This is a genomic window from Massilia sp. WG5 (assembly GCF_001412595.2).
Lineage (GTDB): Bacteria > Pseudomonadota > Gammaproteobacteria > Burkholderiales > Burkholderiaceae_D > Telluria.
In genome coordinates this window covers 3,760,319-3,773,041 of sequence record NZ_CP012640.2, presented here as the reverse complement: position 1 = coordinate 3,773,041, position 12,723 = coordinate 3,760,319, and the positions used below count along the sequence as shown (strand labels likewise).

The window sequence follows — 12,723 nt, the reverse complement described above, 5'->3', positions numbered from 1 at the left end:
ACGTGTCAGTTAGGCGGCTTTTGCTTTAGGCACGATCGTAGCACGCACTGCCTGGCCACCGGCACGGCGAATATGAAACTCTCCCGCGACGGACTGAGGTGCGGCCTGGGCCTGAGGATGCTTACTCGTCATAAATTGACGAAGCTGGTCTCTTGCTTTTGGATCGGCAAGAAGTTCCGTCGCCAGCTGGCTTTTCAGTGCTTTCATGTCTTCACTATGCCACAAGTATCGAACAAATGCAGTGGGCGAATAGGCGTCGCTGTGCGGATGTGGCGCATTGGCAAAGTCATCATGCGCACTGTTCCCTTTCACCAAAAGAAACGGGGCTGGCTCACAAAGTGAAGGCCAGCCCCGTTTGTTCGCCGGCGGACCGTGATCCGCCAGGCTAAAACCGAATTACTGCAGCTTGATTTCGACGTCGACGCCAGCCGGCAGGTCCAGCTTCATCAGTGCGTCGACGGTCTTGTCGGTCGGGTCCACGATGTCCATCAGACGCTGGTGCGTACGGATTTCGAACTGGTCGCGCGAGGTCTTGTTCACGTGCGGGGAACGCAGCACGTCGAAACGCTGGATGCGGGTCGGCAGCGGGACCGGGCCCTTGACCACAGCGCCGGTGCGCTTGGCGGTGTCGACGATTTCCAGAGCGGACTGGTCGATCAGTTTGTAGTCAAACGCTTTCAGGCGGATGCGGATTTTCTGATTGGACATGCTATTTCCTTTAAAAGAACGTTCCGGCTTGCGCCGGCAATGTGTAAAAGGTGCTTCAGGTGATTCAGTACTGCTCAAGAGGCGGGAGTATATCACCGTTCTCACTTGAACAGATGGGGACAGACCCAAAAGTCTGTCCCCATCCGTTGTGCCGGCAGCACAGGCCGCCGGCGAATCGCTAACCGAAATTAGGCGATGATCTTGGCAACCACGCCGGCGCCGACGGTACGGCCGCCTTCGCGGATTGCGAAGCGCAGACCTTCTTCCATCGCGATCGGGGCGATCAGCTTGACGGTGATCGACACGTTATCGCCCGGCATCACCATTTCTTTGTCGGCCGGCAGAACGATCGAGCCGGTCACGTCGGTGGTGCGGAAGTAGAACTGCGGACGGTAGTTGTTGAAGAACGGGGTGTGACGACCACCTTCGTCCTTCGACAGCACGTACACTTCGCCGGTGAAGTCGGTGTGCGGCTTGATCGAGCCCGGCTTGGCCAGAACCTGGCCACGCTGGACGTCTTCACGCTTGGTGCCGCGCAGCAGCAGGCCGACGTTGTCGCCAGCTTGACCCTGGTCCAGCAGCTTGCGGAACATTTCCACGCCGGTGCAGGTGGTCTTCACGGTGTCGACGATACCGATGATTTCGATCTCTTCGCCGACCTTGATGATGCCGCGCTCGACACGACCGGTCACCACGGTACCGCGGCCCGAGATCGAGAACACGTCTTCCACCGGCATCAGGAAGGCGCCGTCAACGGCACGTTCCGGGGTCGGGATGTAGGTGTCCAGCGCTTCGGCCAGACGGATGATGCAGTCTTCGCCCATTTCGCCGGCAGCACCTTCCAGTGCCATACGAGCCGAACCCTTGATGATCGGCAGATCGTCGCCCGGGAACTCGTACTTCGACAGCAGCTCGCGCACTTCCATTTCGACCAGTTCCAGCAGTTCTGCGTCGTCGACCAGGTCGCACTTGTTCAGGAACACGATGATGTACGGAACGCCAACCTGACGCGCCAGCAGGATGTGCTCGCGGGTCTGCGGCATCGGGCCGTCAGCGGCCGAGCACACCAGGATCGCGCCGTCCATCTGGGCAGCACCGGTAATCATGTTCTTGATGTAGTCGGCGTGGCCCGGGCAGTCAACGTGAGCGTAGTGACGGTTTGCGGTCTCGTACTCGACGTGCGCGGTGTTGATGGTGATGCCGCGTGCCTTCTCTTCCGGAGCCGCGTCGATCTGATCGTAGGCCTTGGCTTCGCCGCCGAATTTCTTCGACAGGACGGTTGCGATTGCAGCCGTCAGGGTGGTTTTGCCGTGGTCAACGTGACCGATGGTGCCGACGTTCACGTGCGGCTTGGTCCGTTCGAATTTTTCCTTTGCCATTTTGATCTTCCTTTAAAAGAACAATTTACTTAATTTTTGTTAGGTCGGAGGCAGGATTGTGTCCTGCCCCCATTTTTTTATTACTTGGACTTCGCGGTCACGATCGCGTCCATCACGTGCTTCGGAGCTTCAGCATAGTGCTTGAATTCCATCGTGTAGGTCGCACGGCCCTGGGTTGCCGAACGCAGCACGGTCGAGTAACCGAACATTTCCGACAGCGGGACTTCGGCCTTGATGATCTTGCCGCCGCCGCCCGGGATTTCGTCCATGCCCTGCACCATACCGCGGCGGGACGACAGGTCGCCCATCACGGTACCGGCGTAGTCTTCCGGCGTTTCCACTTCCACCGACATCATCGGCTCGAGGATGACCGGGTTCGCTTTACGGCAAGCGTCCTTGAATGCCATCGAACCGGCCATGCGGAACGCGTTTTCGTTCGAGTCCACGTCGTGGTACGAACCGAAGACCAGGGTGACCTTGACGTCGACGACCGGGTAGCCAGCCAGCACGCCGGTGGTCAGGGTCTCGCGCACACCCTTCTCGACTGCCGGGATGTATTCGCGAGGAATCACGCCGCCCTTGATGGCGTCGATGAACTCGAAGCCCTTGCCCGGCTCTTGCGGTTCGACGTTCAGGACAGCGTGACCGTACTGGCCGCGGCCGCCCGACTGCTTGACGAACTTGCCTTCGACGTCGCTCACACCCTTGCGGATGGTTTCGCGGTATGCCACCTGCGGCTTGCCGACGGTCGCTTCCACGCCGAATTCACGCTTCATGCGGTCGACGATAATTTCCAGGTGCAGCTCGCCCATACCACCGATGATGGTCTGGCCCGATTCTTCGTCGGTACGCACGCGGAACGACGGGTCTTCCTGCGCCAGACGGTTCAGCGCCAGGCCCATCTTTTCCTGGTCGGCCTTGGTCTTCGGCTCGACGGCCTGCTGGATGACCGGCTCCGGGAACACCATCTTTTCGAGGATGATCGGTGCCGACGGATCGCACAGGGTTTCGCCGGTGGTCGCTTCCTTCAGGCCGACTGCAGCAGCGATGTCGCCTGCGCGGACTTCCTTGATCTCTTCACGCTGGTTCGCGTGCATCTGCAGAATACGGCCGACGCGTTCCTTCTTGCCCTTGATCGGGTTGAAGACGGTGTCGCCCGACTTGATGACGCCCGAGTACACGCGGAAGAAGATCAGCTGGCCGACGAACGGGTCGGTCATGATCTTGAATGCCAGCGCTGCGAACTTCTCTTCGTCCGATGCCTGACGGGTGACCGGCTGGTCGTCCTCGTCGGTACCCTTGACTGGCGGGATGTCGACCGGCGACGGCAGGTATTCGATGACCGCGTCCAGCATGGCCTGCACGCCCTTGTTCTTGAAGGCGGTGCCGCACATCATCGGGACGATTTCCGACGCGATGGTACGCTGACGCAGTGCCTTCTTGATCTCGTCTTCGGACAGGTCGCCCTCTTCGAGGTACTTGTTCATCAGGTCTTCGTTCGCTTCAGCGGCGGTCTCGACCAGCTTCTCGCGCCATTCGTTGGCGGTGTCCAGCAGTTCGGCCGGGATTTCGCGGTAGTCGAACTTCATGCCCTGCGACGCGTCGTCCCAGTAGATCGCCTGCATCTTGACCAGGTCGACCACGCCCTTGAAGTTGTCTTCGGCGCCGATCGGGATCTGCAGCGGGATCGGGTTGGCCTTCAGGCGGGCGCGCATCTGCTCGTACACCTTGAAGAAGTTCGCGCCGGTACGGTCCATCTTGTTGACGAATGCCAGACGCGGGACTTTGTACTTGTTAGCCTGACGCCACACGGTTTCCGACTGCGGCTGCACGCCGCCGACTGCACAGTAAACCATGCAGGCGCCGTCCAGGACGCGCATCGAACGTTCCACTTCGATGGTGAAGTCGACGTGGCCCGGGGTATCGATGATGTTGAAGCGGTGCGGCTCGAAGTTGTTGGCCATACCCTTCCAGAAGCAGGTCGTCGCTGCCGAGGTAATGGTGATGCCGCGCTCTTGCTCCTGCTCCATCCAGTCCATGGTTGCTGCACCGTCGTGCACTTCACCGATCTTGTGGTTCACGCCGGTGTAGAACAGGATGCGCTCGGTGGTAGTCGTCTTACCGGCGTCAATGTGAGCGGAGATACCGATGTTACGGTAGCGCTCAATAGGGGTAGTGCGTGCCATAATTTTTCCTAAATCTTTGAATGGACAAAACCGAGCAGCATTCTGGTGATCAAAATGCGCCCGGCCTGAACAACGGATACTGCATGGCCGCACCCCTTTCGAGGTTTGGCCACTTGCTTAGAAGCGGAAGTGCGAGAACGCTTTGTTCGCTTCAGCCATACGGTGGACTTCGTCACGACGCTTCATCGCGCCGCCACGGCCTTCCGCGGCTTCCATCAGCTCACCACCCAGACGTTGCGGCATGGATTTCTCGCTACGCTTGTTTGCGGCTTCGCGCAACCAACGCATAGACAGAGCCATACGACGAACCGGACGAACTTCCACTGGCACCTGGTAGTTGGCACCGCCGACGCGGCGGGACTTCACCTCGACCATCGGCTTGGCGTTGTTGATCGCGGCCACGAACACTTCCAGCGGGTCCTTGCCCGATTTGGTCTGGATGTATTCGAACGCACCGTAGATGATGTTTTCTGCGACCGACTTCTTGCCGGACAGCATCAGAACGTTGACGAACTTGGCGACATCGGTATTGCCGAATTTCGGATCCGGCAGAATCTCGCGCTTGGGTACTTCACGACGACGTGGCATTTCAATTCCTTCCTGTCTTCAGTTGAGTGCTTATTCCGCACTCGCGAAAGGCCCTCATGACCCTTCACTTACTCGGCCTTCCGGCCGGCTCAACTTAACTTTTAAATGTGACCTCGATATGACGAGACCGCAGAATTACTTCTTGGCGCCGGCCTTGGCACGCTTCGCACCGTACTTCGAGCGAGCTTGCTTACGGTCTTTCACGCCCTGGGTATCCAGTGCGCCGCGAACCATGTGGTAACGCACACCCGGCAAGTCTTTCACACGGCCGCCGCGGATCAGGACGACGCTGTGCTCTTGCAGGTTGTGGCCTTCACCGCCGATGTACGAAATGACTTCGAAACCGTTGGTCAGGCGCACCTTGGCGACCTTACGCAGTGCCGAGTTCGGCTTCTTCGGGGTCGTGGTGTAGACACGGGTGCAAACGCCGCGCTTCTGCGGGCAGTTTTCCAGTGCCGGGGACTTGCTCTTCACAACCGCGGCTTCACGCGGCTTGCGAATCAGTTGATTGATGGTTGGCATCGTTCTTAATCCAACAAAATTTGCTACTACGTTGATGACCCGGACCGTCTTGCTGTCCGGGGACTGAAACCTAGTCCCGGATTGCTCGCTGTACAGGCGACGAAAGCCACTCACCAATGGGAGCGGCTTCAATGCGTATACGATGTGCAGATTAATTCGAGAACTCGCGAGTATAGACCCGAAGGAGGGCAAGGTCAACCAGCTTGCGGCCTGGGGGCCGTGCGGATGGCGATTGATGGCGAAATCGCCAGAAGAATGTCGCGCCTGCGACACAAGCATTGTACGCTGGTTTCCCGGTAGCAAAGGCGAGATAATGAGCGGATTTTCTTCCCAAGTGTTTCCACTCCTGGCTTCGATGCGATCCCTGCTGCGTCCCCGTAACCTGTACGTGCTGCTGAGCTACCTCGTACTGTCGAGCCTGCCGTTCGCGCCCTGGCTGTTCGGCCACCCGGTCGCGCATCCGAGCCAGCTGCTGGGCGTCGAACTGATCTGCTGGATCGGCATCTGGGCCTTCTGCAAGCGCCCGGCCTGCTTCCACTGGCTGCTGCTGCCTGCTTTCCTGGGCGTGCCGATGGAGCTCTATTTATATGCGTTCTACGGCCAGGGCATCTCGACCCACCATCTCGGCATCATTGCGGAGACCAGTCCGGCCGAGGCGATGGAGTTCCTGGGCAGCAAAGTCTGGCTGCTGGCCGGCGCCTTCATCGGCGTCGTCGTCTGGTTTATCACCACCTGGATCGCCGCCTGGCGCACCCGCGACCTCGACTGGGACGACGTTTCGCGTACCGTGGTGATGGGCGTGCTGGGCCTGGGTGTGGCGGTGTTCGGCTACGGCCACCACTACGGCATCGCACCGCCGCCGCCGGCCCTGGCGAGTGCGGCCAAGGTCGTGCCGATCAAGACCGGCGGCGTTGCCAGTCCGTCGGCCAGCGCCGCCGAGCAGACCGCCGCGCCGCGCCCGGGCAGCCTGCCGCCTGCCGGCCGCCTGCCGCCGCTGGCACACTGGGCCAAGCTGCCGCTCGACCTCGACGCCTTTTCACGCTCCTGGCCTTTCGGCCTGCTGGCGCGCGGCTTCGACTTCTACCAGGAGCGGGTCTACCTGGCCGACCTGAACGAGCGCAGCGCCCATTTCCACTTCGGCGCCCATGCGGCCCGGCCGCGCAGCGAGCCGCAGCTGGTGGTGATGGTGATCGGCGAATCCTCGCGCTACGACCGCTGGAGCCTGAACGGCTATGCGCGCGACACCAATCCGCTGCTGTCGCAGGAAACCAACCTGGTGACGCTGCCCGACATGATCACCTCGGTCTCGGCGACCCGGCTGTCGGTGCCGGTGATCATTTCGCGCAAGCCCGCCATGCAGAGCCTGCACGATGGATTCTCGGAAAAATCCTTCCTGACCGCCTTCAAGGAAGCCGGCTTCAAGACCTTCTGGCTGTCGAACCAGATGTCGTTCGGCAAGTTCGATACCCCGGTCTCAGTGTTCGCCAAGGAGGCCGACGTGGTCGATTTCCTGAACCTGGGCGGCTATACCAACAATTCGAACTACGACGAAGTGCTGTTCGGGCCCTTGAAACATGCGATGGCCGACCCGGCGCCCAAGAAACTGATCGTGCTGCACACCCTGGGCAGCCACTGGAACTACAGCCACCGCTATCCGAAGCAGTTCGACAAATGGCTGCCCTCGCTGTACGGCGTCGACAAGCCGGCCTACACCGACCTGCGCATCAAGGCCCAGCTGAACAACAGCTACGACAGCTCGATCCTGTACACCGACTGGTTCCTGGCCCACGTGATCGACTCGCTGCGCGACACCGGGCTGCCGGCCTCGATGCTGTACGTGGCGGACCACGGCCAGACCCTGTACGACAACAGCTGCCGCCTGGCCTTCCACGGCCACAATACCCAATACGAATTCCATATCCCGGCTCTCGCCTGGTATTCGGATGCCTACCGCGAGCGCTATCCGGACAAGGTCGAACAACTGCTGAAGCACAGCAAGGCCAAGCTAGCAACCGAAAACATGTTCCACACCCTGCTCGACATGGCCGAGGTGCGCTATCCCGGCGAGCGGCTCGAATGGAGCTTCGTGAATTCCGGCTTCAAGCAGCACCGGCGCTACGTCGACAGCTACGGCTGGACCGACTACGACCGCGCCACCATCCAGGGCGATTGTCACGAAGTGATCGCCAAGGGCAAGCCGGTGCCGCGCAGCTGATCCGGCATTTCCTCGTGCCGCTGGCGCGCCAGCCACGCAGCCACCCGCTCCGCCTTGCGCTGGATGCGGTCACCGAAGCCGCGCTGCGCCAGCAGGGCCACGCCATTCGTCTGTCCCAGTACGCCCGGCTCCACGCGCAGGCCCTGCCCGTCCGTGCGCACGATGCGCCAGGGGTCGAGGCGGTGCGCCAGCAGAGGGCCGAGCACCAGATTGTGCGACGAGACTACCACCAGCGCGCGTTCCGCCAGCTCGTCCAGCACGGCCGCCGCGGCGGCCACCGATTCCTCGTGATTGGTACCGCGGAAGATCTCGTCGACCAGGCAGACCACCGGCCGGCCCTCGCTCGCCGCCAGCAGTTCGCGGGCGCGCGCCAGCTCTGCGATGTACAGGCTGTGCCCTTCCAGCAGTGAATCCTCGTTTTGCATGCTGGCGACCACCGGCAGCGCCGGCAGCAGCGCCCGGCGCGCATAGCAGAAGCCGAAGGCGCGCGCCGCCGCCAGGTTCAGGCCCAGCATGCGCAAGAAGGTGCTCTTGCCGACCCCGTTCTGGCCCGAGACGAAAGCGCCCTTCCCCGCCAGCCCGAGCGACAGTACGGACGCCCCGTCGAGCAGCGGATGCACGCCCTCTTCCAGTTCGAGCGCATGGTCGTTGCCGCGGCTCGCCCAGCACCAGCTCGATACGCCGCGCAGGTGGCGCGCCAGGGCGACATCGGCCTCGAGCTCGGCGCACAGCCGGTAGCACGCGCGCAGCAAAGTTCGCTCGCGCGCCACGATTTCAAGGGTCTTGAAGTAATGCCGGACGTTGGCCAGCATGAACCAGTCGCCGTAGCCGGCGGCGTCGGGGATGGCTTCCGCCACGATGGAGCGCGACAGGCTGCGGCTGAGCCGTCCGGCCGGCGCGCCGCGTCCCGCAAAGTCCTCGCACAGCGGCTGGCCGCTGCCGTCCAGCAGGGCGACCACCCGCAGCAGCATCTGCAGCGCCCGCGTCGTCCGCGTCCAGGCGCCGACCCGGTCGCTGTAGCGCATCTGCAGCGTCATCAGCCAGTACATCACGACGCCGAAGGGAATCCAGGCCCAGGCGCTCCACAGCAGCACCGCCGCCAGCGAAGCGACCAGGCCGGCCGGCAGCAGCAGCGCATGACGTAGCCAGCCCGGGCGCGGCGGCGCCTGCCACTGCGGATCGAAAAGCACTTCCGCCACCTCGACCTCGGAACGGCGCAGCGACCGGAGCGTCCGGTGCAGCCCGTCGAGCTGCGCCGGCTCCCGCTGCAGGCACTCGATGCGCTCGCGCCGCCGCGCGCATTCGACGTCGTTGGCGCCGGCGCGCAGGCGGCGGTGCAGCTCCTGGCGGCCGACAATGCTGAGCTCCCCGGACAGGCTGTCCGCATAGCGCTCGAGCAGCAGGTCGCGCCAGGTCGGCTCGTCGAGCGCCGCGGCCGGGTCGGATGCCGTGAAGCGGTGCAGCTGGATGAGGTCGGCCGGCGCGAAGGGATACGCGGGCGGCTCGGTCTCGGACGGCGCGAGACCGCCCAGGAACTGCGTCAACGCGGGACGCCAGGCGGAGAACATGCGGAAGAGTGTCGGGCTCATGCATAGAAAATAGTGACTGTTGGCAAAATCTCAAGCCTGTCCGGCCCTGTCCGTACCACCGCCTGCGCGGACACGGCGGACAGCGCGTCCGCTGCCGGACACGCCTTAAGAATCAATGACTTGGCAGATGGCGCAGGGTTGGCATGTTTCGTGCAAATAAAGCACTGTCCACAACCTGACTGTCCACACCATGATTCGCGATACCTCACACCAAGACGCCGTCATCGCCCCGCCGGCGGGACACGCCATCAAGCGCCGCGCCCTCTGGATCGCCGGCGCCGTCGGCGTCGCCGCGCTGTGCGTCGGCCTGTTCTCGACCTGGCGCAGCAGCGAAGCCTCGGTCAGCGCCTCGCGCCTGCGCATCGCCGAAGTCACCCGCGGCACCCTGGTGCGCGATGCCTCGGTCAACGGCCGGGTGGTCGCCGCCGTCAGTCCGACCCTGTATGCCAAGGCCTCCTCCACCGTCAACCTGAAGGTCGCTGCCGGCGACACCGTCAAGAAGGGCCAGGTGCTGGCCGTGCTGGAGTCGCCCGACCTGGCCGACGTGCTGAAGCGCGAGACTTCCGCCTACGAAGGCCTGAAGGCCGAGGTGGCGCGCCAGCACATCCTGGCCCGCAAGCAGAAGCTGCTGGCGCAGAAGGAAGCCGACACCGCCGAGATCGAGCGCCTGTCGGCCCAGCGCACCCTGGAGCGCTACGACAGCGTGGCCCAGGTCGGCGTGATCGCCAAGATCGACTACCAGAAGGCCAAGGACGCGCTGCAGTCGGCGCAAATCCGCGCCAGGCACGCTTCGCAAGCCGCCGCGCTGGAAGGCGACGACGTCCAGCTGGCCCTGAAGACCAAGGTGAACGAGCTGGAACGCGCGAAGCTGTCGATGGAAGAAGCGCAGCGCCGCGTCGACGAACTGACGGTGCGCGCGCCGGTGGACGGCTTCATCGGCACCCTGAACGTGCAGAACCGCATGGTGGTGGCGGCCAACGCGCCCCTGATGACGCTGGTCGACCTGTCCAAGCTCGAGATCGAGGTCGAGGTACCGGAGACCTACGTGGCCGACCTCGGCCTGGGCATGAACGCCGAGATCCAGCTGCCCTCGGGCACGGCCACCGGCAAGCTGTCGGCGCTGTCGCCGGAAGTGGTGAAGAACATGGTGCTGGCGCGGGTGCGCTTCGACGGCGAGCAGCCGAAAGGCCTGCGCCAGAGCCAGCGCGTGACCGCCCGCCTGCTGATCGAAGAAAAGCCGAACGTGCTGATGGTGGCGCGCGGTCCCTTCGTCGAAAGCGAAGGCGGACGCTATGCCTACGTGGTCCACGACGGCATCGCCGTGCGCACCCCGATCACGATGGGCGCGACCAGCATCTCGGCGGTCGAAATCGTCTCCGGACTGAAGCAGGGCGACAAAGTCGTAGTGGCAGGGACCGACGCGTTTGCGAACGCGAACCGCATCTCGATCAACCAATAATCATCCAAAGGAAAAGACCATGCTGCGCATGACCAACCTCTCCAAGGTGTACCGCACCCACATGATCGAGACGCACGCCCTGCGCGGCTTCGAGATCGACGTCAAGGAAGGCGAATTCGTCACCGTGACCGGCCCGTCCGGCTCCGGCAAGACCAGCTTCCTGAACATCGCCGGCCTGCTGGAGGAATTCACCTCGGGCGAATACATCCTCGACGGCGTGAACGTGAAGGGCCTGGATGACAACCAGCGCTCGCGCCTGCGCAACGAAAAGCTGGGCTTCATCTTCCAGGGCTTCAACCTGATCCCCGACCTGAACCTGTTCGACAACGTCGATGTCCCATTGCGTTACCGCGGATTCAATGCCACCGAGCGCAAGAAGCGCATCGAGGAAGCGCTGGCCAAGGTCGGCCTGTCCTCGCGCATGAAGCATTATCCGGCCGAGCTGTCGGGCGGCCAGCAGCAGCGCGTGGCGATCGCGCGCGCGCTGGCCGGCTCGCCGAAGCTGCTGCTGGCCGACGAACCGACCGGTAACCTGGACACCGCGATGGCGCGCGGCGTGATGGAGCTGCTGGAAGAGATCAACGCCGCCGGGACCACGATCCTGATGGTGACCCACGATCCGGAACTGGCGGTGCGCACCACCCGCAACGTGCACATCATCGACGGCCAGGTATCCGACCTGGTGCGCAAGGGGCCGACGCTGGTGACCCCTTCCAGCACGGCCACCGCCTGAGGAGCCGGCCATGTTCGCTTATTACTTCAAGCTCGGCTTGCGCAGCCTGCGCCGCAACCCGGCGCTGACCGCGCTGATGGTGATCACGCTGGCGGTCGGCGTGGCGGCCAGCGTCTCCACGCTGACCATCCTGCACATGATGTCGAACGACCCGATCCCGCAAAAGAGTGCGCGCCTGTTCGTGCCGCTGATCGACCCCGCCTCGCTCGACAACTACACGGCCGGCGAAAAGCCCGGCGACATCCAGATCGCCTACCCGGATGCGATCAACATCCTCAAGAGCGGCCTGGGCGTGCGCCGCACCGCGCTGTACGGCGTCGCCGGCTCGGTCGAGCCGCCGCGTCGCGAGATCCCGCCCTTCACCATGGGCGGCCTGGCGCCGACGCGCGACTTCTTCGCCATGTTCGAAGTGCCCTTCGCCTACGGCCAGGCCTGGACCGAGGCCGACGAGGCGCGCGGCGCCGACGTGGTGGTGCTGAGCCGTCCGATCGCCGAGAAGCTGTTCGGCGAGGTCAACCCGGTCGGCAAGCGGCTGAACCTGATGGGCTTCCCGTTCACCGTGGTCGGCGTCACCGAAAAATGGAAGATGCTGCCGCGCGTCTACCTGCTGCAGGGCGGCTCGCCGTATGCCACCGGCGAAGAGTTCTTCATCCCGCTGGCGACCGCCGTGCGCCACGAAACCCAGCATAACGGCGGCATGAGCTGCTCACAGAACCTCGGCCCGGGCTTCGCTGCGCGCCTGGCCTCGGACTGTACCTGGATCACCGCCTGGATCGAAACCGCGTCCGCCGGCGACCGCAGCGACATCCAGTCCTGGCTCGACAACTACGCCAGCGAACAGCGCAAGCTGGGCCGCCTGAAGCGCAATGCGCCGAACCGCCTGTTCGACGTCCCCGGCTGGATGGAATACACCGGCGTGGTCGGCAAGGACAGCAAGCTGCAGGCCTGGCTGGCCTTCGGCTTCCTGGTGCTGTGCCTGGTGAACACCGTCGGCCTGCTGCTGGCCAAGTTCTCGGTGCGCGCTTCCGAGATCGGCGTGCGGCGCGCGCTGGGCGCCTCGCGCACCGAGATCTTCCACCAGTTCCTGATCGAGACCGTGGTCGTGGGCCTGGTCGGCGGCCTGCTCGGCCTGCTGCTCGCGTTCGGCGCGCTGAAGCTGATCGGCATGTCGGGCAAGGCGATGGCCAACCTCGCCCAGATGGACTGGCAGATGCTGGGCCTGACCTTCGTGATCTCGGTGAGCGCGGCGGTCCTGGCCGGCCTGCTGCCGACCTGGCGCGCCTGCCAGGTCACGCCGGCCATCCAACTCAAATCGCAATAAGCGCATCGTCGCAAGGAGAATCA

Annotated in this window: 11 protein-coding genes; 4 read left to right on the top strand and 7 right to left on the bottom strand. The window is 63.4% G+C overall.

Going from position 1 to position 12,723, the window contains the following annotated elements; all coding sequences use genetic code 11:
• Positions 1 to 9: 9 nt before the first annotated feature.
• From AM586_RS28170 to rpsL, 6 genes are all read right to left on the bottom strand, one after another.
• Complete coding sequence (locus tag AM586_RS28170) at positions 10 to 207, bottom strand: hypothetical protein (protein WP_156328251.1); 198 nt, start codon at positions 205 to 207, stop codon at positions 10 to 12.
• A gap of 189 nt (positions 208 to 396) precedes the next feature.
• Entirely contained in the window at positions 397 to 708 is a 312-nt protein-coding gene (rpsJ, locus tag AM586_RS16815; RefSeq protein ID WP_047826129.1) for a 30S ribosomal protein S10, read from the bottom strand.
• 188 nt (positions 709 to 896) lie between these two features.
• On the bottom strand, positions 897 to 2,087 hold the full coding sequence (tuf, locus tag AM586_RS16810; protein WP_047826130.1) for an elongation factor Tu: 1,191 nt from the start codon (positions 2,085 to 2,087) through the stop codon (positions 897 to 899).
• Between the two features lie 80 nt (positions 2,088 to 2,167).
• Positions 2,168 to 4,273 (bottom strand): elongation factor G, encoded by a 2,106-nt coding sequence (gene fusA, locus AM586_RS16805; RefSeq protein ID WP_060566618.1) that lies wholly within the window; start codon positions 4,271 to 4,273, stop codon positions 2,168 to 2,170.
• A gap of 117 nt (positions 4,274 to 4,390) precedes the next feature.
• Positions 4,391 to 4,861 carry a 30S ribosomal protein S7 gene (rpsG, locus tag AM586_RS16800; protein ID WP_047826132.1) on the bottom strand — a complete coding sequence of 157 codons (471 nt, stop codon included), beginning with the start codon at positions 4,859 to 4,861 and terminating at the stop codon, positions 4,391 to 4,393.
• Between the two features lie 135 nt (positions 4,862 to 4,996).
• Positions 4,997 to 5,383 carry a 30S ribosomal protein S12 gene (rpsL, locus tag AM586_RS16795; RefSeq protein WP_027867278.1) on the bottom strand — a complete coding sequence of 129 codons (387 nt, stop codon included), beginning with the start codon at positions 5,381 to 5,383 and terminating at the stop codon, positions 4,997 to 4,999.
• 355 nt (positions 5,384 to 5,738) lie between these two features.
• Here rpsL and AM586_RS16790 point away from each other — a divergent pair, with 355 nt between their 5' ends.
• Positions 5,739 to 7,598 carry a phosphoethanolamine transferase gene (locus tag AM586_RS16790; protein WP_052234370.1) on the top strand — a complete coding sequence of 620 codons (1,860 nt, stop codon included), beginning with the start codon at positions 5,739 to 5,741 and terminating at the stop codon, positions 7,596 to 7,598.
• Here the strand turns inward: AM586_RS16790 and AM586_RS16785 are convergent.
• A complete protein-coding gene (locus AM586_RS16785) occupies positions 7,556 to 9,187 on the bottom strand; it encodes a hypothetical protein (protein WP_229411239.1) in 1,632 nt (543 codons plus the stop codon). The two genes, AM586_RS16790 and AM586_RS16785, sit on opposite strands and share 43 nt — an antisense overlap.
• A 190-nt stretch (positions 9,188 to 9,377) precedes the next feature.
• Between AM586_RS16785 and AM586_RS16780 the strand changes: the two genes are divergently transcribed.
• From AM586_RS16780 to AM586_RS16770, 3 genes are read left to right on the top strand one after another with little or no spacing between them, the layout of a single operon-like run.
• A complete protein-coding gene (locus AM586_RS16780; protein WP_052234113.1) occupies positions 9,378 to 10,646 on the top strand; it encodes an efflux RND transporter periplasmic adaptor subunit in 1,269 nt (422 codons plus the stop codon).
• 19 nt (positions 10,647 to 10,665) lie between these two features.
• On the top strand, positions 10,666 to 11,379 hold the full coding sequence (locus AM586_RS16775; protein ID WP_052234114.1) for an ABC transporter ATP-binding protein: 714 nt from the start codon (positions 10,666 to 10,668) through the stop codon (positions 11,377 to 11,379).
• Positions 11,380 to 11,389: 10 nt separating this feature from the next.
• Positions 11,390 to 12,700, top strand: coding sequence for an ABC transporter permease (locus AM586_RS16770; protein WP_052234115.1), 1,311 nt, complete (start codon positions 11,390 to 11,392; stop codon positions 12,698 to 12,700).
• Positions 12,701 to 12,723 lie beyond the last annotated feature (23 nt).

Bases quoted from the DNA above. Each gene is read 5' to 3' on its own strand.
- rpsG (WP_047826132.1), bottom strand. From the start codon at position 4,861: ATGCCACGTCGTCGTGAAGTACCCAAGCGCGAGATTCTGCCGGATCCG.
- AM586_RS28170 (WP_156328251.1), bottom strand. From the start codon at position 207: ATGAAAGCACTGAAAAGCCAGCTGGCGACGGAACTTCTTGCCGATCCA.
- rpsJ (WP_047826129.1), bottom strand. From the start codon at position 708: ATGTCCAATCAGAAAATCCGCATCCGCCTGAAAGCGTTTGACTACAAA.
- AM586_RS16775 (WP_052234114.1), top strand. From the start codon at position 10,666: ATGCTGCGCATGACCAACCTCTCCAAGGTGTACCGCACCCACATGATC.
- AM586_RS16785 (WP_229411239.1), bottom strand. From the start codon at position 9,187: ATGAGCCCGACACTCTTCCGCATGTTCTCCGCCTGGCGTCCCGCGTTG.
- fusA (WP_060566618.1), bottom strand. From the start codon at position 4,273: ATGGCACGCACTACCCCTATTGAGCGCTACCGTAACATCGGTATCTCC.
- rpsL (WP_027867278.1), bottom strand. From the start codon at position 5,383: ATGCCAACCATCAATCAACTGATTCGCAAGCCGCGTGAAGCCGCGGTT.
- AM586_RS16790 (WP_052234370.1), top strand. From the start codon at position 5,739: ATGCGATCCCTGCTGCGTCCCCGTAACCTGTACGTGCTGCTGAGCTAC.
- AM586_RS16780 (WP_052234113.1), top strand. From the start codon at position 9,378: ATGATTCGCGATACCTCACACCAAGACGCCGTCATCGCCCCGCCGGCG.
- tuf (WP_047826130.1), bottom strand. From the start codon at position 2,087: ATGGCAAAGGAAAAATTCGAACGGACCAAGCCGCACGTGAACGTCGGC.
- AM586_RS16770 (WP_052234115.1), top strand. From the start codon at position 11,390: ATGTTCGCTTATTACTTCAAGCTCGGCTTGCGCAGCCTGCGCCGCAAC.